Raw genomic sequence first — 24071 nt, forward strand, 5'->3', positions numbered from 1 at the left:
AGCGACTGCGCGTGAAGGCCCCCTTCCCTCGGCTGAGCCGAGGAAAGGGGGCCTTCACGCGCTGGGGAGCAGAAACCTTAGGCGCGGCTCCGCGGCTTCAAAGCCATCGCCGGCGTCACCGTCCGCACCTCGAAGTTCGCCACCGTGCTGTCCACCCGGTGGAAGAGATTGTCCGGACCGGAGAAGCACAACGACGTCACCCCCTGCTCCCGCAAGGTCGCGACCATCGACGGCCAGTCGATCGGCCGGTCGAAGGTGTCGAGCAGCATCCTGCGCACCCCCGCCGCCGAGTCCAGGAGCGCACCGTCCTGGTCCGCGACCACCGGCAGTTCGGGGTCGCGGAGGGTGAAGCCGGACAGCACCTCCTCCTCGGCACGACGGCGCAAACCGCCGAAGTAGGTGGAGTGCACGGGCGGGCGCATGGTGTGCATCGAGTAGCCGCCGATCGCCCGGACTCGTGCTTTCACCCGCTCCAAGTCCTTCTCCCGCACCGAAAGCAGGTAGAAGCCCTTGTCGATGACGCCCGAAACGTCGTGGAACTCGTCCTTCAGCTCGGCCAGGACCTCGGCGAAACCCTCTTCCGGAGTCCGGACGAAACAGTGGGTCACGACGTCCGAGTAGTCGCTTTCGAAGTAGGACACCTCGCACCGCGAAAGCTCCGCGGTGAGCCGGACGGTCTCCTCGAACGACAGCACACCCGTGTACGAGGTCAACGCCTTCTGGCCAAAACTGGGACCGGCGCAGATCTCGGGTTTCACCCCGAGGGCGTCTTCGGCCCACTCCGCGAGGGAAAGACACGTCAGCATGAAGACGACCTGCGCGGCCTCGTCGTACACATCGCCGTCTTCGCGGGCCGGGCCGAGCAGGCGACGGCCGAGGACGTCCTCGGCCGTCGCGAGCCGTTCCCGCGCCTTCCGGTTGATCATCAGGAACCGGCTCACGTCCCCGGATTTCGTCGGGGCCATTCCCGGGAAGATCAGGGCGGTGCGTTCTTCGGTCACGTCGCTCAGCCGGCTTTCGGTGAACTGGCCGATTCGGCGAGCGCCAGCTCCGTCATCCGCTTCTTGTCGGGTTTTCCGTTGCGGTTCAGCGGAAAACGGTCGACGACCCGGATGCGGTCCGGTCGCTCGAACTCCGGCAGCACCTCGGCGATACGCGTACGCCAGTGCCTGCCGTCGTGGCCGAGCGGGTCTTCGACGAAGAACGCCAGCTGACAGCCGCGCCGTTCGTCCGGCAGCGCGATGATCTTGACCGGGACCAGTGCTTCGGTGACCTTGTGCTCGATGATCTCCGGGTAGAGCGTGTGTCCCTTGCGGTGCACGGCGAACTTGCGGCCCACCACGAACAGATTGTCGTTCTCGTCCAGGTAACCGAAGTCGCCGGTGTGCCGCCAGCCCTGCTCCGCCGGCTCCAGCGAGCCGTCCGCGGCGAGATAGCCCGCCATCATGTCGGGGCAGTGCATCACGATCTCGCCGGTCTGCCCAGCGGGCAGCGAGTTGCCTTCGTCGTCGAGGATCCGCAGTTCGTGCCCGGGAAGCGCGCGGCCGCAGCCGACCGGGTTCTCCGGCGTCGCGAACGCGAGGTTGCCCAGTTCCGTGCTGCCATAGCTGTCCAACAACGGGAGGCCGAACCACGCGACGTAGTCTTCGCTGAGTGTCGAGCCCAGGGGAGCGGCACCGCTGCAGAACATCCGCACGCCCGCGAGATCGAGGCCGTAGCGGGGATTGCGCTTCACGATGTTGAGGATGCTCTGGTACGTCGACGGCGTGCCGTCGGTGACGGTCACCCCGCACTGGCCCGCCATCCGCAGCGCGCGGTCGATCCGCCGGTACGGCGCCACCACGAGCGAGCAGCGCACCAGCCACGCGATCAGCACCATCGACAGGCCGTACTGGTGGGAAAAGGGCAGCATCGGCATCAGCACGTCACCCGAGTGGTGGCCGACCTGGTCGGCGTTGCGCTGGAGGTTCTTGAGGAACCGCCCGCCGTTCTTGACCACGCCCTTGGGCACTCCGGTCGATCCGGAGGAGTACATGATCAGCCCGTCCGGCAGCTCGCACCACGGCTCCACCCGCAGCTCCGGATCGCGGGTGGCCTGGGACGCCCCGGCGACGAGCAATTCGTAGAGCAGGGTGTGCGGGCCGTCGGTGACCAACGGCGCGTCCTCGTCGACCAGGCTGATCTTGACCCCGGCCTGGTTGCAGACCCGCTGGGTTTCGGCGGCGTTCTCCTGCTGGTCGACGAGCACGATGCTCGCGCCGACATGCATCAGGGCCAGCAGGGTCGTCACGTAGGCGGCCGAGTTCCCGGCCTTCAGCATCACCCTGGTCGCGGGTGTCACGCCACGCTCCCGGAGGGACTCCGCCACCCCCAGCGCGCTGTGTTCGAGTTCGTCGAACGTCTGCAAGGAATCGAGGGCGAAGAGTCTCGCGGACATGGGATTCCCCTTTCTCTCACTCGGCGATCTTGGTGCGGCCAGACCACCGGAAGACGGCGACGACCTCATGACCGTCCTTTTGGAATTCCCCGTCATGGGAAAAGTGCTCGTAGCCTCCGTCGACGCAGATCTTCAAGTCCTGGTCCAGGTCCTCGACCTTCTGGTAGGACTCCAAATCCGCTGAACGCGCGCGGGATCCGGTGGGATCGATTCTGATGTGCACCACGGAAGGGCTCCTTTCACTGGGTGACGCGGAGATCGGAAGGGCGCAAGGCGTCCGAGATGGCCCCGATCACGGCCGGGGCGTGGGTGTTCAGATAGAAATGCCCGCCGGGATACGTGGTCAGGGTGAACCGCCCGGACGTGTGCGTGGCCCAGTCGCGGACTTCCTCGACGGTCGCCTTCGGGTCGTTTTCGCCGACGTGGGCGTGAATCGGGGTCCGCAGTAGGGGCCCCGGCGTGTATCGGTAGGTCTCCGCTGCGGTGTAGTCCGTACGGATCGAGGGCAGCACCATTTCGAGGATCGCCTCGTCCTCGAAGATCTGGGCGTCGGTGCCGCCGAGTTCCTTCACGGCCGCGATGAGTCCGGCGTCGTCGCGCTGGTGAACCGTCTCGTCGCGAGCGCGGCTGGGCGCCACGCGGCCGGAGACGAACAACGCGTGGGGCCGCACGTCACCGGCTTCGAGGCGGCGGGCGACCTCGAAGCCGAGCGACGCGCCCATGCTGTGACCGAAAAGGACGGTCGGCCGGTCCAGCCACGGCAGGAGCGCCTCGGTGACGCCGTCGGCCAGTTCGGCGATGGTGGTGAGCCCCGGTTCGTGACGCCGGTCCTGACGTCCGGGGTACTGGATCGCGAGTACGTCGGCGGCGGGGCTCAACGCCCTTGAGACCGGGAAGAAATAGCTCGCGGAACCTCCCGCGTGCGGGAAACAGACCAGACGGAAGGGCGCTTCGTCCGCGGGATGGAACCTGCGTACCCAGAGTCCTTCGTCGTTGCCTGCCACCCGGCCACCTCCTGCGTCGGCGACGGGCGGATCGCCCGTCCCACCGAGCGTGCGGGCGGCCGGTCCGGCCGGACAACCCCTACCGACCCGGCGTGGCCCCTATCGCGCCTCCTGAACGGACAGGGCGATCAACGGGTGATGGAGACGGCGAAGGGGGTGAAACCGTTGCGGCGCAGGACATGGGGGACGACGAGAACCATGGCTTCGGTCGCGCGGGCGGTGGTGATGTCACCGAGGTCCTCGATCCAGCCGGGATCCCAGCCCAGGTCGCCGAGAAGTCCCGCGACGGTTTTCTTGGCCTGTTCGTCGTTTCCGGACAGATAGGCGGTGGGCGGGGTCCTCAGCGTGCCGGGGTCGGTCATGACCGTGAACAGCATGGTGTTGAGGGTCTTGACGACCTGGGTGCCGGGCAGGGCCGCCTGGAGCTGCTCGGCGAGACTGCCGCCGGGGTAGCACAGATCGCCGGGCAGACCGTCTGCCGCGTCGTGGGTGGCGTTGGAGACGTCGACGAGGATCTTGCCCGCGAGTTCGGCTCGCAGCGCGGTGAGCCGCTCCAATGTGGTGTCTCCGGGGGTCGCGTTGATGACGATGTCCGCGCCGCTGGCGACGGTTGCGTGATCACCGCTCCCGCGGCGGCCGAGAGCGACCTGGTGGCCCGATGCGGCCAGCGCGCGGGCGAGATTGGTGCCGACGCGGCCGGCGCCCAGGATGCCGATGGTGGTCATGGCGTGGTGCTCCCTTGTGGACTGGTCAGAGCGGGGAAAGGACGTCGAGCGTGGCGGCGTGCACACCGGGGGCGGCGGCGAGGAAGTCGCGGCTGGCCGCGTTCCAGGGCTTGCCGTCCAGATCGGTGACGGTGCCTCCGGCCTCGGCGACCAGGAGGGCGCCGGCGACGAGACCGGAGCGGACGTCGGAGAACTGCCAGAAGGCGTCCATACGCCCGGCGGCGACGTGGATGAGTTGCAGGGTCGCCGGAACGGACACGCGCACGACGAGGCCGGCGGTGAGCATGGCGGTCACCGATTCGCCGATCCGGCGGAAGGTGTCGGCGCTCTCGCCTGGCTTGGCCTGCCCGGTGCCGATCAGCGCGGCCTCCAGGTCGGCCTTGGCGGAGACGGTCAGGGGGCGGCCGTCGAGATGGGCGCCGCCACCGGCGGTGGCCGTGTACGTGTCGCCGCTCAGCGGAAGATGCACGACGGTGAGGATGGGCTGGTTGTCGCGCACCAGGGTGGCGGTGACGGCCCAGTCCGGCATGCCGTGGACGTGATTGATGTTGCCCTCGGCCGGATCGACGACCCACCACTCGCCGGGCGGGAGCGCTCCGCCCGCGAGTTCGTCCTCCGCCCACTGGGAACCCGGCCTCGCCGCCAGCAGCGGCTCACGCATGACGGCGAGAACCGCTTCGTCATTCGAGTAGATCTCGCCGACGACCTCCGCCAGGGTCACGCCCCGGGCGTGGGTCGTGTAGCGCTCCCGCAAGGTCTTTCCCGCGTCCTTCACGATGGCGGTCACCGCGGGCAGCAAGGTCGTCCGGAGGTCGGTGGGCATGGCTGTACTCATGGCGTACTCCTTGGGATTCGGGCTCTTTCGGCCCCGTGATTTCCAAGGTAGAGAGCGCGACCATTAACGACAAGTGCATGTTCCGCACTTGTACAGTTACCGCCATGCAACTGGATTTGAACCTGCTCACCGCGCTCGACGCCCTGCTGGAAGAGGGGAGCGTGGCCGGGGCCGCGGCTCGGCTTCACGTCACCGCACCGGCGATGAGCCGCTCGCTGGGCCGCATCCGCAAAGCGACCGGCGACGAGATCCTGGTCCGCACCGGGCGCCACATGACCCCCACCACCCGTGCGGTGGCCATGCGCACCGAGGTCCACGCCCTGGTGCGACAGGCACACCAGTTGCTGTCGGCTCAGGCGGAACTCGACCTGGCGACGCTGGAGCGGGTGTTCACCGTCCGCTGGCACGACGCCCTCACCGCCGCCTGCGGAACCGCGCTGATCGCCGCGGTGCACCGCCAGGCCCCCGGTGTCCGGCTGCGTCTCACCGCCGAACCCGGCGACGACACCCCGGAGTTGCGTCGCGGCGAGGTCGACCTCGCCTCCGCCTCCGGCCCGCCGTCCCTGCCCGACATCCGCCATCACCTCATCGGCCACGACCGGCTCGCCGTCGCCGTCCGGCCGGGTCACCCGCTCGCCGGACTATCCGTGACCGCCGAGACCTACGCGGCGGCCGAACACCTCACCGTCTCCCGGCGCGGACGTCTGCACGACCGGATCGACGACGCCCTCGCCACCCTCGGCCACGAGCGCCGTGTCATCGCCTCCGCCCCCACCACGGCCACCGCGCTGCAGCTCGCCCGTGACACCGACCTCGTGGTCACCCTGCCCGACGCGGTCACCCGGGCCGCCCGGCAGCAACTCGGCTTGATCACCCTGCCGCTACCGCTGCGAATGCCCGACGTCCCCCTGCACCTGCTCTGGCATCAGCGGCACCACAACGACCCCGCACACGCCTGGCTGCGCGAAACGGCCACTGAAATCCTTCAAGACCTTCTCGCGCCGGGCTGATTCCGTCAGCGACGCACCCGGTAGCGCAGGTGAAGCACTCGGTTGCCCTGAAGCACCACCTCGGGATCCTCCAGCAGGTGCTGCGCTTGGACCGACCCGAAGAAGCGCTTCCCGGACCCGAACACGACGGGTACGACGTCCATGCGCACCTCGTCGACCAGGCCGGCGGCGAGTGCCTGGCCGCCGACGTCCCCGGCCGCGATCTCGACGACGCGGTCACCTGCGAGCTCCTGCGCCTTGGCAACGGCTGCCTCGATGCCGTCGACGAAGTGGAACGGCGCGTCGGAGTCCCAGCCCTCGGGCGCGGGCCGATGCGTCACGACGACCACGTGGTCGATCCCGCTCGGCGGCTTCCCGTCCCAGCCGTCGGTCAGGTCGAAGACGCGGCGGCCGGCGATCGTCACCCCGATCTCGTCCCAGTACTGCCGGGTGTAGTCGTAGGACGCTCGCGACACCTTGAGCACGCCGCTCTCGTCCAGCGGGACGTCACCGCCGGTCAACCAGTCGAACAGCGGTCCGGGCTGGTCGTTCTCGTCCGCGACGAAACCGTCCACCGACACCGAGCCGTACATGACCACCTTGCCCACGGGCTCTCCTTTGCTTCGAGGGCCCCGAAACTAGCGCGCCGTGAGCCGCCGCGCTTGTAAGAAATCAATCGGCGGGCAGAGGCCAGCTGTCGAGTACGTGGCCGGGATGTTCGCGGTGGAACCGTCGCCGGACCTCGAGGTAGCGGGTCGGCGTGAGCCCGGTGAACGCCCGGAACTCGTGGCCGAAGTGGGCCTGGTCGAAATAGCCGGCGTCATGGGCGAGTTCGCCCCAGTCGATCGGTTCGGCGGGGTCGATCCCGAACACGGTGGCGGTGAAACGGTAGGTGCGGGCGAGCCGCTTCGGCGTGACCCCGATGAGTTCCTTGAACCGCTGTGCCAGATGGGTGCCGCTGACCCCGGCCGCCGCGCTCAGGTCGCCGATCGCCACCGCCCCGCCGGTCGCCGCGATGGCGCCGCTCATCCGGCGGACCAGCTCCAGGCCGGAGGGCTCGCGGAGCCGTCGCGTCAGCTCCTCTTCGAGCAGCGCCAGCATCTCGTGCGGTCCGGGCGCCGAGGCCAGCCGGTCCCGCAGTTCGGCGACGGCGGACCGTCCCCAAACCTGCTCCAGCGTCACCGGCCGGTCGCACAGTTCGGCCGCGGGCATCGGCAGGAACGACGACGGCCCCCACGGCTTGAAGTGCACGCCGACGGACCGGCTCCGACGGGGGTAGCCGAACTCGTACGCGCGGGTGGGCATGGTGATCACGCAGCCGTCGGCGTACCCGGCCGTCTCGATGTCGGCGCCGGCGCGGATGCGGAACGGCGCCCCGAGGTTGACGATGAGCAGCGCCGAGGGCGACGGCGGCAGCGTCAGCCGGGCGTACGGCGGCGCGCCCTCCAGGTAGTAGAGGTCGTCGATCAGCCCGTCCAGGGGCGGACGCGGCACTCTGGCCAGGTACTCCACGCGTCAAGCATCGCCGACGTTCGCCGGTATCGCCTTCGTTTCAGCCGAGATGGTCGTTCGCGCCACTGACCCAAGCGACGTAGCGCTCGGCCGAGCGTCGCACCGCGGCTTTCGCGTCAGCCTGCAGAGTGGCGCCCGTCAGCGCGTAGAGCCGGTCGAACTCGTAGGGCTCCAGCCGGTCCAGGAGTCGCTCGACCAGCCCGGCCGAGAGCGGGATCTGATTGGGATAACTGCGCATGAAGGTCACCCAGCCCGCCGCGGCCACCGGCACGATGGTGTCGCCCACCAGCAGCGAGCCGCCGTTCGCGGCGACATGGGCGACCGCGGCGCCGGGGAAGTGGCCGCCCGCTTCGACGAGCGTGACGCCGGGCAGGATCTCTTCGGTACCACGCCATTCGCGGATCACCGGATCCTCCCGCCGCACCCATCGCCGGTCGGCGGCGTGCACGAGGACCGGCACGTTCCCGAGGTGATGGCTCAGGCTCACCTGCGAGCCGTACATATGCGGATGGCTCGCCACGATCGCGGCCGCCCCGCCGAGTTCGGCGATCTTGCCGAGCAGGGGCTCGTCGAGCGCGTTCGGCGGATCCCACAGGAGGTTGCCCTGATCGGTCTGGACGACGTAAGTCCATTGGCCGATCGAGAATTCCGGCTCGCGGTGCAGGCGGTGGATGCCCGGCTCGGGCTGCTCGTGGACCAGCTTGTGCGGATCCGCGGCGAGCTCTTCGGCCGTGGTCCAGGATTGGCCGGACGCGCGGACGTACTGACGTTCGTCCGCGCAGATCCGGCAGATCCCGGCCGGAGGCGCGGCGGTGTCGGGGTGCTCGACGCCGCAGGTCGCACAGATCCAGATCGTCATGAGTCCAGCATGGAATCTCCAGTTCGCTGGAGGTCAAGACGTCCGGTCTACTCCTTGCGGCCGCTGACGGCCAAGCCGACGCCGAGCCCGACCATCGTGAGCCCGGCCGCGCCGCCGACCAGGTCCAGGCGCCGCGCCGAGCGGGCGAACCAGGACCGGACCGCTCCCGCCGCCACGCCCCAGACGGAATCCATCGCCAGGGCGATCGTGGCGAACACCGCGCCGAGGACCACCATCTGAAGGCCGGCCTGTCCGGCGGAGGGGTCGACGAACTGCGGCAGGATCGCCGCGAAGAACACCACGGTCTTGGGATTGGTGACGCCGACGATGAATCCCTGCAGCAGCGTGCGCCCGCCGCTGATCGGGGCCGCTTGCGCCTCGAAGGCCTCCCACAGCGCCCGGCGGTGCCGGATCGCCTGGACCCCGAGGTAGATCAGGTACGCGGCACCGGCGAATTTGATCACGGTGTAGATCACGGCGGAGGCCTGGATGATCGCGCCCACCCCGATGGCGACGGCCGTGGCGGCGACGAAGCTGCCGAGCGCACCGCCGACCACGGTCACCAGCGCGGTCCGCCGTCCGTACGCCAGGGCGCGGCTGATCGCGAACAGCACGGCGGGGCCGGGGATGAGGATCAGGACGAACGACGCGAGCGCGAAGGCGGCGAGGCGATCAGGCGACGGCATAGGGCCACGCTAGCCGAGCCGGTCACGATCTGCGGGGTTCTTGAGCGGGCTTGCTTGCCCGGTCTGTTGCCGGGAAATGGCGACGGGATCAGGCAGGCGGTTGCGTTGTCGGGGCGGTTCGCACCGTGGTCGGCTGTGCGTCGTCGGGAAACGGCGACAGGGTCAGGCACGCAGGCAAAGTTATCGATCAGCACGTGGCATGTTGCCGGGAAGTGGCGACGGTTCGGAGGTGGTTGTGCGTGGTCGGTTCTGCGGTTCGGGCTGGCCAGTCCGTTGTCGGAAACTGGCGACGTGGCTCGGTGTCGTTAGGTGATTTCCCGGCCGGTTGCCGGAAAACGGCGACGGAATCAGGCAGCGGTTGAGAGGTCGGGGAGTGGCTGGCTCTGCATTGCCGGAAAACGGCGACTTCGACCTCGGCCTGCGGGAGCTGGGAAGGCCGGTCCTCATGACATCGGAAGCCCGGCCGATCCGGAGCAAGACCGGGTCGTGTTGCTGGCCGAACCGATGTAAACAGGCAACAGGCGTCTTTCCTCGACACTGATCGGCTATCTTGCGGGCGTGGATATTCAGGTGATCGAGGGCGCGTTGGTCGAGGTACCGACGGACACCGCGACGGGGATGGACCGGCGTGCGTTCGGGGAGTTCGTCGGCCCGCGGGGCGAGTTGGCCTCGTACGCGTTCGGCTGGACCACCGGTGCGGATCCGCACGCCGCTCGCCTGTCGATCGGGATCGGCGCGGGCAACCCCGGTGGCGGAACCTTCCACGCCGTCGTCTTCCAGCACGAGGACGGACACGCGTTCTCGTTGACCAGTGACCCGTTCGAACGTGTACCGCAGGGCGGTCCGGACCTCACCGCGGACGAGTCACGCGCCCACGAGGACCTGCCGTTCGTCTGGGCGGTCGCCGACGAGGTCATGCGGCGCGATCGGCGGGCCTGGTGGATGCGGCACTGGCTTCTGCGCACCCTGTGCGTCCAGACTCGCGAGGTGTTCGAGCGCCGCGAGCCGATTTTGCTTGTGCGGCATGACGCCGACGATGGCATGTGGCAGCTCGTCGGCGCTTCCGACGCGGACGGCGACACTGGCAAGGTCGGGCATCTGCACCACGCCATCGACGAAGACCCGACCCTGATCGACGTCCTCGACCTGCCACCCGGCGGCAGCGCGACACGAACGGGCGCCGGAAGTCCTTGGACCGGACGCGCCTAGTGTTCGTCGAGATCGTCCTCGTGGGGCTGCCGATCGACCGTGACGAGGTCGAGGAGGCGTTGGAATCGGAATTCGAGGTCACCGGCGCGGGCAGCGGCATGGGTCGTTGTCATCTCGACGTTGAAATCGTGGAGGGTGCGGACACGACCGCGGCTCTGGAGCGGCTGCGGGCGGTGTTGTCCGACCTGGGGGTCGCGGACCGTGCGACCTTGAACGTGACTCCTTCCGCATAGACCGCGCCGGCCGACCACCTCTGACGGCTAACCGAAGATCCGGGCCCGCAGTTCTTTCACCGTCTGCACCGAAGCGATCAGGTCCAAGGTGTCGAAATGCAATGACCAGGCCGTGCCGGTCGCGGTCTTCACGGTCCGTTCGACCAGGCTGAAGGAGATCGGGCGCGGGTCGGAGCCGCCCAGCGCCACCGCGGTGCCGACCCACTCCCGGTATTCGGTGCCGTCCGCGGACACGGTGGCGCGCGGCTCGAGTGCGACGTCACGGACCGCGCCGAACAACCGGTCCAGGTATGCGGTCATGGCCCGGCGGCCGGAGATCGGCTCGGTCAGGCCGGGACCCAGCAGGGTAGCCGTGCCGTCCACCCCGGCGACCAGGATCCCCGCCGCTTCCCGGTTCCACGCCAGTTGCCGGATCCGCGGTGACAAGGGGATCGCCGGGGCCGGGTCGGTCGCCGACGCGGTGATCCCTTCGAAGAGGTTCCGCAACGGGTTCGCCGGATCCTCGACCGGGCGGAACATGGTGACCTGGTCCCAGAACCGCCTGCCGTCCTGCACCCGGGAAGGATCCTTGCCCGCGGCGGGATCGCCGAGGACGAGCCGGTGCATCGTCTTGAAGGAGACAGGTTTCCCCTTGACGGTGCCGGTGTTCAGCGCCTCGATGAACACGACCCTGCCGTCGGGGTCGGAAGTGACGGTCTCCGGGACGAAGACGTAGTCCGGCGCCAGCTTCAGCACGCCCTCGATCTGGCTCCTGATGCCCGCCCAGTCCCGGGGTGTCTCGAGCCCGCTGTCCCACAAACGCGCCGTCCCGTCTTGGACGAACAGGTTCATGTACGCGTCGACATTCCGGGCGTTTCTTCCCCAGGCACGGTAGGCGTCCATGAACCGCTCCACGTTCGCCGGTTGCCCGGCAAGGGATTCGGCGTTCGCCGGGGGCGCGAGAACGACAAAGGACAGAACGGCCGCCGCGAGGGCGGGCAAGAGTCGTGAAACCTTCATGGCCGAAGGATCATCGACACGGGAGCCCCTGTCGATTACGTCCGAGGTAAGCGAGCCGCGGGTAGATTCTCCGTGTGGGGCTGGAAAAGAAAACGGTGCGCCGGGTGGTGATCGTCGCGTTCGACGACGCCCAGATCCTCGATGTGGCCTGTCCGAGCGGGGCGCTGGAGATCGCGAACTCGCACGGCGCCGCGCCACCGTATGTCGTCGAGCTGGCGACGGTTCAAGGGCGGACGACACGGAGTTCGTCGGGGATCATGCTCGCGGGTGCCCGTCGGCTCGCCGAGGTGTCCGGGCGGGTGGACACGGTGATCGTGGTCGGTGGCGCGGGAACGGGCGCGGCCGCGGCGGATGAGCGTCTGTTGACGCAGGTGCGGCGGCTGGCCGGACGCAGCAGGCGGATCGCCTCGGTGTGCACGGGTGCCTTCGTGCTGGCGGCCGCCGGGTTGCTCGACGACCGGCGGGTCACGACGCATTGGGGATACGGCGAGCTGCTCGCCGCCACCTTCCCGGCGGTGAAGGTGGATCCGGCTCCGCTCTACATCCGCGACGGCAACGTGTTCACCTCGGCCGGGGTCATCAGCGCGCTGGATCTCACGCTCGCGCTGATCGAGGACGACTGCGGTCCGACGCTGGCCCGCGAGGTCGCCCGCGAGCTGGTGACCTATCTGCACCGCCCGGGTGACCAAGCCCAGATCAGCACGTTCCTGGCCGTCCCGCCGCCGGGCAACCGGGTCGTGCGCGACCTCTTGGGGTACATCGCCGCGCATCTTGCCGAAGACCTGAGCCCGCCGGCGCTGGCGGCCCGCGCCGGGGTCACCACGCGGCACCTCACCCGGCTGTTCACCGCCCAGCTGGGCAGCACCCCGGCCCGCACCGTCCGGACGGCGCGGACCGAAGCCGCCGCCCAGCTGGTGCGGTCCACCGCGTTGCCGCTGGCCGCGGTCGCGCGGCGATGCGGATTCGCCTCGGCGGAAACCCTACGCACGGCTTTCCGCCAGTACTACGGGATCAGCGGGGACACACTTCGCAGGATGACGGACATGCCCCGCCCGATCGGCACCTGAGCTCCCCAGAATCGCGGCATGGACAGTGCGAAGACCACCCGCAGGACAGTTCTGGCCGGAGTCGCGGCAGCCGCGGCGTTCGGCCTCGGCACCGGCACGGCTCAGGCGGAGACCAAGGGACCGAAGATCGGCATCCTGCTCTACGACGGGTTCAGCCTGCTGGATCCGACCGGACCGGCCGAGGTCCTGTCCCGGCTGCCCGGCGCCACGGTGACGATGATCGCCCAGGAACGCGGCCCGGTACGCACGGACACCCGCGACGTCGCGGTGCTGGCGGAACGTTCGGTGGCCGAGGTGCACCGCCTGGACGTGGTGCTGGTCCCGGGTGCGGGCAACCGCGGCACGGGCGCCGCCATGAAGAACCCGGTCCTGCTCGACTGGATCCGCCGGATCCATCGGCACACGACGTGGACGACGTCGGTATGCACTGGGTCCTTGATCCTCGGCGCGGCCGGACTGCTCCGCGAGCGGGCCACGACGTACTGGGCCTCAGCGGACTATCTGGAGAAGACCTTCGGCGTGCGTTACGTGCCCGAGCGCTACGTTCAGGTCGGCAAGGTCGTCACCGCGGCGGGCGTGTCCGCCGGGATCGATCTCGCCTTCCATCTCGCGTCCCTTTTGGCCGGTGAAGAGATCGCGCGCGGTATCCAGCTCGCCGTCGAATACGATCCGCAACCGCCTTTCGACTCGGGCAACGCCGCGATGGCGAGCCCGGAACTCAAGGCGCTCGCGCTGAAACTGCTCGCGGATTCGCAGGTCTAACGGGGGCCGTCCGAGACCGGGCGCTCGGCATAATCCTTCAGCACCAACGCGTTCGCCGCTTCCCGGATGGGGCGCGCCATCTGCTCCAGGACCCGGTTGCGGCCGGGAAGGTAGGGCATCAGCTTGATCATCCGGGTGTTGAACCACGCGAACGCCCGCGACTGCGGGATGATCCCGCGTAGCGCGGTCTTCGCCAGGGCTTGGTTCTTCTCGACGTACGGACGCATTTCCCTTTCGTAGCGGGACAATGCCGTCGTGAAGTCGTCCGAAGCCGCCAGCTCGCCCGCCAGGACGTACGCGCCGACGAGGGCCAGGCTCGTGCCCTGTCCCGAGGCGGGCGACGGGCAATAGCCCGCGTCACCGAGAAGGGTGACGCGCCCGGCCGAAAACCGGTCCATGCGGATCTGGCACACCGGGTCGAAGTAGAAGTCGCCCGCCTCGCGCATGGCGTCGAGCAACGCCGGGATCTCCCAGCCCAGTTCGGCGAACTGGCGGGCGACGAAGTTCTTCTGGCTTTCGACGTCCCGCCGGTCGTAGGGCAACGGCGGGGCGCTGAACCAGAACGCGGCCTTGGCGTCGTCGGCACGCGCGGTGCTGTAGACGTTGACCATCTTGCCGGGCGCGGCCGAGTGCAGCAGCTCCCAGCGGTCGAGTTCGAAGGTGTTGGGCACGGTGGAGATCGAGATGTAGGCGTCGAACCGGTGCAGGAAGTCCTCTTCCGGCCCGAAAGCGAGCGCGCGGACGCCGGAGTGCAGCCCGTCGGCGCCGACGACCAGGTCGAACCGGCGCGGGGCTCCGTGCGCGAACGTCACGTCGACGCCGTCGGAACGCTGTGCCAGCCCGGTGATCCAGTCGCCGAAGACGTACTCGGTGTTCTCCCGGGTGGCGTCGTAGAGGATCTTCGCCAGGTCGCCGCGGAGGATTTCGGTGTCGTCGCCGTGGCGGAAGCCGAACGTGTCGGCGTCGAGCGTGGCGAGCTGCTTGCCTCGTTTGTTCACGAACGCGGCGCCTCGCATGTCGGTGCTCGCCGCGTGCACCTCGTCGAGCAGGCCCATCCGGCGGACGACGTCGACGGCGACGCCGCGGATGTCGACCTTGTAGCCGCCTTCACGCGGGCTCGGGGCCCGCTCGACGACGGTGGCGCTGAAGCCGTGGCGGTGCAGCCACCAGGCGAGGGCGGGCCCGGCGACGCCGGCACCGGAGATCAGGATGTTCTTCGTCATGTCCGGCAGCGTGGACGTGCCCGCTCACCGGTCACGAACCGAGCGCGAACCGCCGCTGACCGAGTTCGTGGATCGCCTGGTCAGGAGGCATTTCCCGGCCACGGGCGAACGCGTCGGAGTAGGCATCGGCGCCGATGCGGGCCCGGACGCGGTCCATCACTCCGCCGACGTCGGCGTCCCCGGCGACGGGCGCGCCGCGCAGCCCGACCGCCACGCCGAGCAGGAACGCCGCCCGCTCGTCCTCGTCACGCGCGGCGAGGACCCCGGCCAGTCCTTCGATCGCCTGGGCCGCGCCGGGCAGATTCGCGTATTCCAGCGCGGTCGCGAGCGCTTCCTGGTGCAGTCCGGTCGCCGCGTCGAGGTCGCCGGCGGCGGCCATCGTCCAGCCGAAGCCGGTGTGGAGCCGGATCCGCGTTTCGCCACCGGTCACCGGTCCGATGTCCAAGCCGAGCGCGGCGGTGTACCAGCGCCGGGCCGTCGCCAGGTCGCCCTCGCGACGGGCGATCTCGCCCAGCCCGCCTCGGGCCCGCGCGAGCGTCAGCGGGTTGCCGCGCGCTTGGTCGGCGGCGGCTTCGTAGTCGGCTTTCGCGGCCTCGGTGTCACCCGCGCGCAGGACGCCGTCGGCGCGGCGGCAGAGCAGATCGGCGGCGTCTTCGAAGGAACCGAGTTCCGCGGCCAGACGCACGGATTCGTCCATCAGCTCGCGGAACCGGACGTGATCGCCGCGCCAGTCCGCGAATTCGGCGAGCTTCTCCAGGGTGCTCGCCGCGCCCCAGCGGTCTCCCAGTTCACGGAACCCGGCCAGTGACGCGGAGAAGTGCTTCTCCGCCTCGGCGATCCGGCCGTTGTACTGCGCGCCGAGGCCGTCGCTGATCCGCGCGAACGCCCGCGACCAGCGATCGTCGCCGATGAGCGCGGCGAGCCGTTCCCCCTCCTTCGCCTTGGGGTGCGGGGAAAACGCCCACAGCAGGAACAGGTACGGGTAGCGCAGCGGGCCGTCGAGCCGCCGCAGGATCGATTCGATCCCGACGTCGGCGGCCGACGCGTGGACCAGGCCGAGGACGTATTCCTCGGTCAGCCCCGGCGGCGGTTCGGGGCCGATGGCGGCGAGTGCGGCGTCCGCGAACGGTGTCGCCTCGCCGCGCAACCCACGCAGCCACCAGTACCAGGTCAGGGCCGCGATGAGCCGCAGGGCGAGGTCCGGGGCGGCGGTCACGCTCCAGCGCAAGGCGGCGTGCAGTTCGGCGTGCTCGGCGCTCAGTGCTTCCAGCGCCACCAGCTGGTCCGCGCCGCGCAGCTTCGGTTCGGACATGAGGGCGAGACCGAGGAAGTATTCGGCGTGTTCGGCGCGCCGGTCCTCGCCGTGCTCGGCGCAGAACGCGCGGATGGTCTCCAGCATCCGGTACCGGCCGCCGTCGAACTCGACGAAGGACTTCTCTACCAGCCCGGCCAGCACGCCTTCCGCGTCGGGCACGGCGCAGACGCGTTCGACGGCGTCGAGCCTCGCGCCACCGGCGAACACCGCGAACCGGCCGGCGAGCCGCCGTTCTCGCGGATCGAGCAGGTCCCAGCTCCACTCGACGACGCCGCGCAGCGTCCGGTGCCGCGGTTCGGCGGTCCGCTCGCCGCGGGACAGCAGCCCGAACCGGTCGCCGAGCCGGGCGGCGACATCGGCGGCGGACAGGGTCCGCAACCGCGCGGCGGCGAGCTCGATCGCCAGCGGCAGACCGTCGAGCTCGGCGCAGATCCGGGTCACGGCGGCCGGATCTGGCGTTCGATCGGGAGCGACGGCCGCGGCCCGCTCGGTGAACAACAGGGCGGCGGCGGCCGCGGGCAGAGGACCGACCGGTACCAGCGTTTCGCCGGTCAGGCCCAGCGCTTCGCGGCTCGTGACGAGCACCCGCAGGCCAGGGCACTCCGACAGCAGGCGCCGCACCAGCCGCGCGGCTTCTTCGACGACGTGTTCACAGTTGTCGAGGACGAGCAGCGGCGACCGGTCGGCGAGCCCGGCGACCAGACGGTCGGCGGGATCCGAAACCGCTCCCGGTGTCAGGACGCCTTGTTCGCGCAGGCCCAGCGCGGCGAGGACGGCGGGCGCGACCTCGGTCGCCGCGGCGAGTTCGACGAAGCAGACTTCGCCGTCCTGCAAGGAAGTCGCTTCGACGGCGAGCCGTGTCTTGCCCGCTCCGCCGGGCCCCGTGAGCGTGACGAGCCGCGTGATCCCGAGCGCGGCGACGAGCCGGCCGAGTTCGTCGCGGCCGACGAATCCCGTGAGCGGCACGGGAACCCGGCGCGCCGGTGACCCTCGCAGGACGGCGGCGTGCGCGTCGGCGAGCTCCGCGGACGGGTCGGCGCCCAGTTCGTCGGCGAGCCGGCCGCGGGCCTCGGCGAACACGGCGAGCGCCTCGGCGGACCGGCCGCTGCCGTGCAGGGCGCGGACGAGCTGGGCGGTGAGCCGTTCCCGCAGCGGATGTTCCCGCGCGAGCTCACGGAGTTCGGAGACGAGCTTTTCGTGCTGTGCCAAGGCAAGCCCGGCCTCGACGCGGTCCTCGATCGCGGCCAGCCGCAACTCGGCTAGCCGGGCCGCGCGCGGTGGGTCGGCGAGCCCGTCGAGAGCGGGTCCCCGCCACAGCGCCAAGGCTTCGGTTAAAAGCGCGAGCTTCGTGTCCGCCTCGGCGGCCTCGCGCGCCTGGGCGGTGAGGCGCTCGAAACGGTGGAGGTCGACGTCCTGCGGATCCACGGCCAGCCGGTATCCGGCGGGGGCGAACTCGACGAGCCCGTCGGGCGCGCCGCCGTCCTTCAGCCGCCGCCGGAGCCGGGAGACCTGGGACTGCAGGGCTTCGGCGGCGCCCTCGGGCGGGTGCTCGCCGTGCAGGCCGTCGATCAGCCGGTCGGCGCCGACGATCCGCCCGGCGTCGAGCGCGAGGAGGGCGAGCAGACCCCGAAGCTGCGGCCCGCCGAGCGCGACGGGTGTCCCGTCGGGACGGCGGGCTTCGACCGGCCCGAGGATGGCGAACTGCACGCCGACGATTCTGGCCCACTCCGGCTGGTCGTGAGCGGGGACTCGGGGATTTGGGCGCTTCGGGCGGGGTCGTGAGTGGCGTTTCGGGTTCTAACCCGAAACGCCACTCACGACCCCGCGCTCGACCATCGCTGGCCCGCCCACGAACACGACACGCGCGGCCTATCCCTCAAGAAGTGCGCCACCTTCGCCCTACTGGTCGATAGAACCAACCGCGTCTCAGCTACCTGCGGCCGGGCGGTTTCGCGTGACCGCAGGGACGACACGCGTGATCAGACGGACGACTCGTGACGGGACCCGGCCGCGCTGATGTCGCGAAAGCCACCTTTGCCTTACCCCTCAACCGCCTTTATCACTCGCGACTCCCTCTGAAATCTCTCATACAGGCATGAACTGGACACCTGACCGACGCGGAATGTCCCTTGTGGACACTTCCGGAAGGTCGCCATGACTGGGAAACCGTGCAGCTGGGTGTCAATCAGACATTTCGCCCTCTAAGGTTGTCGCTCTAGGGCGGCCGTGGCCGCTGACGTTGCGAAAGCCACTTTCGCAACCTCCAACGTTGCGAAAGTGGCTTTCGCAACACGCCGCCTTCGCCCTACCCGCCTTGTTAACGGCCGCGCGGACATCCGGCAACACACGGAAACCCGGCCGTCACAACCGGGCGGACGGGCGGAAACGAGGCGTTCGTACCTTCTGGCTCCCGTCCCCGGTGCTCTGGAGGAAACCCTCGTCATGACCATCGAAGAATCGGAGACCCGTGCCGCGCCCGCCGGCCTCGGCGCCACGAAGGAAACCCTCGAGGACTACACCCTCCGATTCGCGCCGAGGACGTACCGTCGCTGGACACCGGCGGTGGTCGGCGCTTCCGCGTTGGGTGGGATCGCCTACATGGCGGACTTCTCGATCGGCGCCGGTATCGGCCTGACCCACGGTACGGGCAACGCGCTGCTGGCGATCGCCCTGGCGGCGGTGATCATCTTCGTGACCGGGTTCCCGCTGGCCTACTACGCCGCCCGGTACAACATCGACCTCGACCTGATCACCCGCGGTTCCGGTTTCGGTTACTACGGTTCGGTGCTCACCAGCGTCATCTTCGCCAGCTTCACCTTCATTTTCTTCGCGCTCGAAGGCTCGATCATGGCGCAGGGCCTGAAGTACGCGATATCGCTGCCGTTGTGGCTCGGCTACCTGGTGTCCACCCTGGTCATCATCCCGCTGGTCGTCTACGGCATGAAGGTACTGGCGAAACTCCAGAGCTGGACGAATCCGCTGTGGCTGCTGCTGATGGTGGCCCCGCTGGTGTTCCTCGTCGTGAAGGATCCCGGTTCGGTCCAGCGGTGGCTGTCCTACGAAGGCGAGGGCGGCGCCGGGCTGAGCACGGCCGCGATCATGCTCGGTGCCGGAGTGTGCCTTTCCCTCATGGGGCAGATCGGCGAGCAGGTCGACTACCTGCGTTTCATGCCGCCGCGCACGGCGGAGAACCGGCGCGCCTGGTGGACCTCGATGGTGCTGGCCGGGCCGGGATGGGTGTTCTTCGGCGCGATCAAGCAGGCGATCGGCGTGTTCATGGCGGTCTACATCCTGGACGCGGTGGGCAAGGCGGCCGCCGTCGAGCCGATCGAGCAGTTCACCGGCGTGTTCACCGAAGTCATGCCGTCGTGGCTGGTGGTACCGCTGGCCTTGGTCCTGGTGGTGCTCAGCCAGGTCAAGATCAACGTCACCAACGCCTATTCCGGTTCGCTGGCGTGGACGAACTCCTTCACCCGGATCACGAAACGCTATCCGGGCAGGCTGGTGTTCGTGCTGGTGAACCTGGCCATCGCGCTGACCCTGATGGAGGCGGACATGTTCAGCTTCCTCAACGGCATCCTGAGCTTCTACTCGAACTGCGCGATGGCGTGGGTGGTCACCGTCGCCACCGACATCGCGATCAACAAGTTCGTGCTCGGGCTCTCGCCGAAACAGCCGGAGTTCCGGCGCGGCATGCTGTTCGCGGTCAACCCGGTCGGTGTCGTCGCTTTCCTTGGTTCCTCGCTTCTCTCGATCTCCGTCTACTTCGGACTCTTCGGCGCCGGCATCCGGCCGTACTCCCCGCTGGTCGCGGTGGTGGTCGCGATCGTGCTGACCCCGCTGATGGCGGTGCTCACCCGAGGGCGTTTCTACCTGCGCCGCACCGATGACGGCATTACCGAGCCGATCCTGGACGAAGACGGCAATCCGAGTGGCACCCACTACGACTGCGAGGTCTGCGGAGAGGCCTATGAGCGCCCCGACATGACAGCGTCCGCGACCGGCGGGACGATCTGCTCGCTGTGCCTGAGCACGGACCGCGAAGGGCATCACATCCTTCCCGCCGGGCCCTGATCGAGGGCGTCGACTTGCGGGTCCGGTGACCTCGTGTCACCAATGGACACGGCAAGCCACTGACCGGCGAGAGGACACGTGAACCCGGTGAACCTGACCCTCGTCGTCGTCCTCGGTGTCGTCAGCATCGTCCTGGTGGCCGCGTTCTCCGAGCGGCTCAACGTGGCCGCTCCGCTGAGCCTCGTGGTGGCCGGTATCGGGCTGAGCTTCCTGCCCGGCGTCCCGCATCCCGAGGTCGAGCCCGAACTGATCCTCGCCGGAGTGCTCCCGCCGCTGCTGTATTCGGCGGCGGTGAACATGCCGGTGGTCGATTTCCGGCGGAACATCCGGCCGATCACCGGTCTCGCGGTGCTGCTCGTGGTGGGGACGACCCTGGGCGCGGGCTGGCTGTTCCACGAGCTGATCCCGGACATCGGCTGGCCCGCCGCGTTCGCGCTCGGCGCGGTCATCAGCCCGACCGACGCCGTCGCGGCGACGTCCGTGGGGCGTCGGCTCGGCCTCCCGCCCCGGCTGCTGACCGTGCTCGAAGGCGAAGGGCTGGTCAACGACGCCTCCGCGCTCGTGCTGCTGCGGTCGGCCGTCGCCGCGGTCGCCGGGTCGGTGTCCGTCTGGGGCATCGTGGGGGAGTTCTTCTTCGCGGTCGTCGTGGCGGTCGGGATCGGATTGCTCGTCGGGATCGTCAACGTGCGGGTGCGCGCGTTGCTGGGCAACGCCGTGCTCAACACCGCGATCTCGTTCGTGGTCCCCTTCATCGCGTTCCTGCCCGCCGAAGAGGCCGGAGCCTCGGGCGTGCTCGCGGTCGTCGTCGCCGGCCTGGTGACCGGTCATCTCGCCCCGCGGCATCTACGCGCGACGGACCGGCTCGCCGAGGCCGTCAACTGGCGCACCGCGGCCTTCCTGCTGGAAAGCGCGATGTTCCTGCTCATGGGACTCAGCGTCAAAACCCTCATCGACGAGGTGCACAAGGACGGTTCGAGCGTGTGGCGCGCACTCGCCATCGGACTGGCCGCGTCGGCACTCGTCATCGTCGCGCGCATCGTCTTCGTCGGGCCGTTGGTCGGCGGCCTGTACCGCGAGCAGCGGAAGGCCGCGCGGTTCAAGCCTCGATTGGAGACGACACAGGCGGTGCTGCGGGGTGACGAGTCGAATCCCGCCGTCACCGAACGGCTGGACAAGGCGTCACCGAGGCGGGTGGCGCATTTCCGGAAACGGCTCGACCGCGCCGCCGCCGACGTCGAGTTCCGGCTCACCGAGACCTTGGGCTGGCGCGGTGGGGTGGTGCTCGGCTGGGCGGGGATGCGCGGCGCGATCACCCTCGCGGCGGCGCAGACCCTGCCGCAGGACACGCCGGACCGCGCCCTGCTGGTCCTGATCGCCTACGTGGTGGCGACCACGACGCTGCTGGTCCAGGGAATGACGCTGCCGGCGGTCATCCGCGCGGCGCGCGTGCCGTCGGAGGACCCGGGCCGGTTGCGGCGCGAATACGTCCGGCTCACCACCGAACTGGCCGACGCGGCGAAGTCCCTTTTGGACGATCCCGACCTAAGGGACCCGGGCAACGGGCCTTTCGGCGACCGGGTCGTGGACCGGGTGCGCTCGGACGTGCGCGTCCCGCCCGCCTCACCGGGCGACCGCCCGGCCCCGGAACAGATCGAGCAGTACCTGCGGCTGCGCTTGCGGGTCCTGACCGAACAATCCGAACGTCTCCAGCACGCCCGGTCGAGCGGCGCATACAGCTCCGAGGCGCTGAGCCGGGCCCAGACCGCCCTCGACGTCGAGATGGCCCGGCTCGAACAGTTGGCGGACCGGCCGGTCTCTTGATCGCGGTCAGCTCTCGGTCTTGACATACAGCCGCACGGTTCCGCCGCGGTGCGTGCGGAAGTAGTTCTGGAGTTGCGCGCTGCTCGCGACGCATCCGGCACTGGTGAAGTCGTTCTCGCCGGTGCGCGGGAGTACGACGGAGCACTGCGCGAGATAGCTGAATTTGTCCGGCCACAGCACGAAGAACGTCGCGGATCCGGAACCCGTGCCGCCGTTGTTGCGGAAAACCGCGCTCATCGAGCAGGCGTTTTCGTTGCACGGCCCGTTCCACTGCGAGGAACGCACCTGGAATCGGGCCGCGCCGGTGGCGTCGTCCGGACCGCCTGTTCCGTCGTGGTCCGGGTCGTGCGAGGTGTGCTCGTCACCGCGAGCGGCCGGGAAGCCGTGGTCTGGCTCGACGGGGACGGCGCGAGGGGAAGACGAGCATCTCGCGCCATCCCAGGACGGCGCGTTCCCCGCTGGTGAGAGGCGGTGTTTCGTTCCCGCTTCCCAAGTCGCGCCGAAGCGATGAACAAGCACCCCAACAGCGTCCGGGCCCTCCAGCGCCGCGCGATGCTCTGCCCGATCGACGCGTTCTCGGGCAAGGGTGATTCACCCGCCTCCTCTCGGGTACCCGAAGATCGAAAGCGGAACCGACGAGACAGGAGACATCGTGCAAAGCTCAACGCTCCGGGACGTCACCGTCCGAGAAGGACCGTTCGCGTCGGTCTACTTCGACAACTCGCACGACACCGAGGACGCCGCCGCGCAATTGGAGCTGCGCTGGCGTTCGCTCCGCAAACGGCTGGCCGACGAGGGTGCGCAGGAGCGGACGCTCACCGCTCTCGACGCCGCGGTGGCGGCCGCCCCGCCTTCGGAGGGCAAGGCGGGCCGGGCTCTGATCGCGGAGGGGGACGAGGTCGTACTCGACGAGGAACTCGTGGAGCCGCCGCTCCGTGAGGTCGCCCGTGTCGCGCCGCAGCCGTATCTTCTCCCGCTCCTGCGGCTCGCCCCGGCCGTCGTGCCGCACGTCGTCGTGGTCGCGGACCGGACGGGGGCCGATCTGTTCGCGTCGGGTGCGGACGGTGCCGAACAGCGGACCGTCCAGGGCGAGGACCACCCGGTGCACAAGGTGCGCGGTGGCGGCTCGGCCTACTGGAACATCCAGCATCGGGTGGAGGCCGTGGCCGAACGCAACGCCGCGGAAGTCGCGCAGGAGGCGGTGAAGCTCGCCGATTCCGTCGGCGCCGAAGTGCTGGTGCTCGCGGGCGAGGTGCAGGCGCGAGCGCAGGTACGCGACGAACTCGCCCCGCGCGGCAAGGAGAAGGTCGTCGAGCTGGAGGAAGGCGGCCGGGCGGACGGCAGTGGCCCGGAGGCCCTCGAAGCCGAGGTACACCGGGTGCTGACCGAACACGCCGAACGCGGCCGCCAAGACGTGATCGACCGCTTCCGTGCCGAACAGGGTCGCGAGGGCGGCTTGGCGGCGGACGGGCTCGCGCGGACGACGGCCGCCCTGCGTTCGGGTGCCGTCGAGACCTTGCTGATCGACGCCGATTCCTTGGCGGATCGCCTGGTCTGGGTCTCCGGCGAACCGACCCAGGTCGCGGCCGCGAAGGAGGACCTCGAACTCTCCGGCGCGGAGACGCTGACCGAGTGCCGCGCGGACGAAGCGCTCCCGGTGGCCGTGCTGGCCGAAGGCGCGGACATCGTCCCCGTCAGTGGTGAGGGTCTGACGGAGGGCGTCGGTGCGGTTCTTCGGTTCGCGGTCTGACGATCAGGACGTCGCGACGGCGTCGCGTGCCTTGTCTCCGCCGGCGACCGAGCTCTCCCTTGCGCAGTGCGCGCAGCAGAAGAAGCGATCCTCCACCTGGATGCCGTGTCCGACCACGCGGCAACCGCAGTGCTCGCAGATCGGCGCCAGCTGGTGGATCGCGCATTCGAAGGAGTCGAAGGTGTGCTTCGCTCCGTCGACGGTGTGGATCTCGAACGTCCGTGAGGGCAAGTCCGTGAAGGCCTCCTTGAGGGACCCAGAGTCCCTCAAGGAGGCCTTCACGGACCGAAGGGTCGCCACAGGTGCGCCAGCAACACCAGCAACCACAGCAGTCACAGTGGCCGCGCGTGAAGGCCCCCTTCCCTCGGCTCAGCCGAGGAAAGGGGGCCTTCACGTACCTCGGCCGTCACGCGCCGACGGCCGGAACACGGTCCCGCCGCGGGGTCCGGCTCACCGCCCACACACTGCCGACCACGACCACCGCGGCACAAGCCGCCGTCGTGGAAGCACACACCGGGAACACGACAGCCCACGTGGCGCTCACGCAGACCAGGGCCCGCCGATCCGCGCC

At 69.5% G+C, this 24071-nt stretch carries 23 protein-coding genes; 8 read left to right on the forward strand and 15 right to left on the reverse strand.

Annotated features, from left to right (window positions below; genetic code table 11):
* Positions 1–77 precede the first annotated feature (77 nt).
* The 6 genes from AB8M46_RS30970 to AB8M46_RS30995 form a co-directional block, all read right to left on the reverse strand.
* Positions 78–1001: an ACP S-malonyltransferase gene (locus AB8M46_RS30970; RefSeq protein ID WP_394362505.1), complete on the reverse strand. Its 924-nt coding sequence runs from the start codon at positions 999–1001 to the stop codon at positions 78–80.
* Between the two features lie 5 nt (positions 1002–1006).
* The gene (locus tag AB8M46_RS30975; RefSeq protein WP_378428602.1) at positions 1007–2437 is read right to left on the reverse strand and encodes a class I adenylate-forming enzyme family protein; all 1431 of its coding nucleotides are present in this window, start codon (positions 2435–2437) and stop codon (positions 1007–1009) included.
* A gap of 16 nt (positions 2438–2453) precedes the next feature.
* Positions 2454–2663 (reverse strand): DUF5988 family protein, encoded by a 210-nt coding sequence (locus AB8M46_RS30980; RefSeq protein WP_037345129.1) that lies wholly within the window; start codon positions 2661–2663, stop codon positions 2454–2456.
* Between the two features lie 13 nt (positions 2664–2676).
* Positions 2677–3441, reverse strand: coding sequence for a thioesterase II family protein (locus AB8M46_RS30985; RefSeq protein WP_394362506.1), 765 nt, complete (start codon positions 3439–3441; stop codon positions 2677–2679).
* Between the two features lie 128 nt (positions 3442–3569).
* Positions 3570–4166, reverse strand: a complete 597-nt coding sequence (locus tag AB8M46_RS30990; protein ID WP_394362507.1) for an NADPH-dependent F420 reductase — start codon at positions 4164–4166, stop codon at positions 3570–3572.
* A gap of 25 nt (positions 4167–4191) precedes the next feature.
* Positions 4192–5001 (reverse strand): inositol monophosphatase family protein, encoded by an 810-nt coding sequence (locus tag AB8M46_RS30995; RefSeq protein WP_394362508.1) that lies wholly within the window; start codon positions 4999–5001, stop codon positions 4192–4194.
* Positions 5002–5105: 104 nt separating this feature from the next.
* On the opposite strand from AB8M46_RS30995, the gene AB8M46_RS31000 reads away from it, so the two are divergent.
* Positions 5106–6011 carry a LysR family transcriptional regulator gene (locus AB8M46_RS31000; RefSeq protein ID WP_394362509.1) on the forward strand — a complete coding sequence of 302 codons (906 nt, stop codon included), beginning with the start codon at positions 5106–5108 and terminating at the stop codon, positions 6009–6011.
* 5 nt (positions 6012–6016) lie between these two features.
* On the opposite strand, the gene AB8M46_RS31005 is transcribed toward AB8M46_RS31000, so the two are convergent.
* The 4 genes from AB8M46_RS31005 to AB8M46_RS31020 all read right to left on the reverse strand — a co-directional run bounded on the left by AB8M46_RS31005 (position 6017) and on the right by AB8M46_RS31020 (position 9047).
* Positions 6017–6598, reverse strand: coding sequence for a dihydrofolate reductase family protein (locus AB8M46_RS31005; protein WP_394362510.1), 582 nt, complete (start codon positions 6596–6598; stop codon positions 6017–6019).
* 64 nt (positions 6599–6662) lie between these two features.
* Positions 6663–7484, reverse strand: coding sequence for a helix-turn-helix domain-containing protein (locus AB8M46_RS31010; RefSeq protein ID WP_394362715.1), 822 nt, complete (start codon positions 7482–7484; stop codon positions 6663–6665).
* A 58-nt stretch (positions 7485–7542) separates the two neighbouring features.
* Positions 7543–8361 carry a hydrolase gene (locus AB8M46_RS31015; protein ID WP_378428588.1) on the reverse strand — a complete coding sequence of 273 codons (819 nt, stop codon included), beginning with the start codon at positions 8359–8361 and terminating at the stop codon, positions 7543–7545.
* Positions 8362–8408: 47 nt separating this feature from the next.
* Positions 8409–9047, reverse strand: coding sequence for a LysE family translocator (locus AB8M46_RS31020; RefSeq protein WP_394362511.1), 639 nt, complete (start codon positions 9045–9047; stop codon positions 8409–8411).
* A gap of 558 nt (positions 9048–9605) precedes the next feature.
* Between AB8M46_RS31020 and AB8M46_RS31025 the strand changes: the two genes are divergently transcribed.
* On the forward strand, positions 9606–10256 hold the full coding sequence (locus tag AB8M46_RS31025) for a hypothetical protein (protein ID WP_378428586.1): 651 nt from the start codon (positions 9606–9608) through the stop codon (positions 10254–10256).
* Entirely contained in the window at positions 10256–10489 is a 234-nt protein-coding gene (locus tag AB8M46_RS31030; protein ID WP_394362512.1) for a hypothetical protein, read from the forward strand. Before AB8M46_RS31025 ends, AB8M46_RS31030 begins: the two co-directional genes overlap by 1 nt.
* Before the next feature lie 27 nt (positions 10490–10516).
* Here AB8M46_RS31030 and AB8M46_RS31035 read toward each other — a convergent pair whose 3' ends face one another.
* Positions 10517–11488 carry a nuclear transport factor 2 family protein gene (locus AB8M46_RS31035; RefSeq protein ID WP_394362513.1) on the reverse strand — a complete coding sequence of 324 codons (972 nt, stop codon included), beginning with the start codon at positions 11486–11488 and terminating at the stop codon, positions 10517–10519.
* Positions 11489–11592: 104 nt separating this feature from the next.
* On the opposite strand from AB8M46_RS31035, the gene AB8M46_RS31040 reads away from it, so the two are divergent.
* Both AB8M46_RS31040 and AB8M46_RS31045 read left to right on the forward strand, forming a co-directional pair.
* A complete protein-coding gene (locus tag AB8M46_RS31040) occupies positions 11593–12555 on the forward strand; it encodes a GlxA family transcriptional regulator (RefSeq protein ID WP_125735129.1) in 963 nt (320 codons plus the stop codon).
* A gap of 18 nt (positions 12556–12573) precedes the next feature.
* Complete coding sequence (locus AB8M46_RS31045; protein ID WP_394362514.1) at positions 12574–13317, forward strand: DJ-1/PfpI family protein; 744 nt, start codon at positions 12574–12576, stop codon at positions 13315–13317.
* Here the strand turns inward: AB8M46_RS31045 and AB8M46_RS31050 are convergent.
* Both AB8M46_RS31050 and AB8M46_RS31055 read right to left on the reverse strand, forming a co-directional pair.
* Positions 13314–14540, reverse strand: a complete 1227-nt coding sequence (locus tag AB8M46_RS31050; RefSeq protein WP_394362515.1) for an FAD-dependent monooxygenase — start codon at positions 14538–14540, stop codon at positions 13314–13316. The genes AB8M46_RS31045 and AB8M46_RS31050 overlap by 4 nt on opposite strands.
* 31 nt (positions 14541–14571) lie before the next feature.
* On the reverse strand, positions 14572–17562 hold the full coding sequence (locus tag AB8M46_RS31055) for a BTAD domain-containing putative transcriptional regulator (RefSeq protein ID WP_394362516.1): 2991 nt from the start codon (positions 17560–17562) through the stop codon (positions 14572–14574).
* A 735-nt stretch (positions 17563–18297) separates the two neighbouring features.
* On the opposite strand from AB8M46_RS31055, the gene AB8M46_RS31060 reads away from it, so the two are divergent.
* Together AB8M46_RS31060 and AB8M46_RS31065 are read left to right on the forward strand one after the other, a co-directional pair.
* Positions 18298–19929 carry a purine-cytosine permease family protein gene (locus tag AB8M46_RS31060; RefSeq protein ID WP_394362517.1) on the forward strand — a complete coding sequence of 544 codons (1632 nt, stop codon included), beginning with the start codon at positions 18298–18300 and terminating at the stop codon, positions 19927–19929.
* An 87-nt stretch (positions 19930–20016) separates the two neighbouring features.
* Positions 20017–21750, forward strand: a complete 1734-nt coding sequence (locus tag AB8M46_RS31065) for a cation:proton antiporter (RefSeq protein WP_394362518.1) — start codon at positions 20017–20019, stop codon at positions 21748–21750.
* A gap of 6 nt (positions 21751–21756) precedes the next feature.
* Here the strand turns inward: AB8M46_RS31065 and AB8M46_RS31070 are convergent, their stop codons facing one another.
* Entirely contained in the window at positions 21757–22269 is a 513-nt protein-coding gene (locus AB8M46_RS31070; protein ID WP_394362519.1) for a hypothetical protein, read from the reverse strand.
* A gap of 133 nt (positions 22270–22402) precedes the next feature.
* On the opposite strand from AB8M46_RS31070, the gene AB8M46_RS31075 reads away from it, so the two are divergent.
* On the forward strand, positions 22403–23500 hold the full coding sequence (locus tag AB8M46_RS31075; RefSeq protein ID WP_394362520.1) for a Vms1/Ankzf1 family peptidyl-tRNA hydrolase: 1098 nt from the start codon (positions 22403–22405) through the stop codon (positions 23498–23500).
* A gap of 3 nt (positions 23501–23503) precedes the next feature.
* On the opposite strand, the gene AB8M46_RS31080 is transcribed toward AB8M46_RS31075, so the two are convergent.
* Positions 23504–23731 (reverse strand): Prokaryotic metallothionein, encoded by a 228-nt coding sequence (locus tag AB8M46_RS31080; protein WP_394362521.1) that lies wholly within the window; start codon positions 23729–23731, stop codon positions 23504–23506.
* Positions 23732–24071: the final 340 nt, after the last annotated feature.

This window comes from Amycolatopsis sp. SB7-3 (assembly GCF_041021335.1).
Lineage (GTDB): Bacteria > Actinomycetota > Actinomycetes > Mycobacteriales > Pseudonocardiaceae > Amycolatopsis > Amycolatopsis japonica.

Excerpts from the sequence above, each read along its gene's own strand:
- AB8M46_RS31020 (WP_394362511.1), bottom strand. The coding sequence starts at position 9,047 with ATGCCGTCGCCTGATCGCCTCGCCGCCTTCGCGCTCGCGTCGTTCGTC.
- AB8M46_RS31060 (WP_394362517.1), top strand. The coding sequence starts at position 18,298 with ATGACCATCGAAGAATCGGAGACCCGTGCCGCGCCCGCCGGCCTCGGC.
- AB8M46_RS31045 (WP_394362514.1), top strand. The coding sequence starts at position 12,574 with ATGGACAGTGCGAAGACCACCCGCAGGACAGTTCTGGCCGGAGTCGCG.
- AB8M46_RS31000 (WP_394362509.1), top strand. The coding sequence starts at position 5,106 with ATGCAACTGGATTTGAACCTGCTCACCGCGCTCGACGCCCTGCTGGAA.
- AB8M46_RS31035 (WP_394362513.1), bottom strand. The coding sequence starts at position 11,488 with ATGAAGGTTTCACGACTCTTGCCCGCCCTCGCGGCGGCCGTTCTGTCC.
- AB8M46_RS31015 (WP_378428588.1), bottom strand. The coding sequence starts at position 8,361 with ATGACGATCTGGATCTGTGCGACCTGCGGCGTCGAGCACCCCGACACC.
- AB8M46_RS31050 (WP_394362515.1), bottom strand. The coding sequence starts at position 14,540 with ATGACGAAGAACATCCTGATCTCCGGTGCCGGCGTCGCCGGGCCCGCC.
- AB8M46_RS30990 (WP_394362507.1), bottom strand. The coding sequence starts at position 4,166 with ATGACCACCATCGGCATCCTGGGCGCCGGCCGCGTCGGCACCAATCTC.
- AB8M46_RS30975 (WP_378428602.1), bottom strand. The coding sequence starts at position 2,437 with ATGTCCGCGAGACTCTTCGCCCTCGATTCCTTGCAGACGTTCGACGAA.
- AB8M46_RS30995 (WP_394362508.1), bottom strand. The coding sequence starts at position 5,001 with ATGAGTACAGCCATGCCCACCGACCTCCGGACGACCTTGCTGCCCGCG.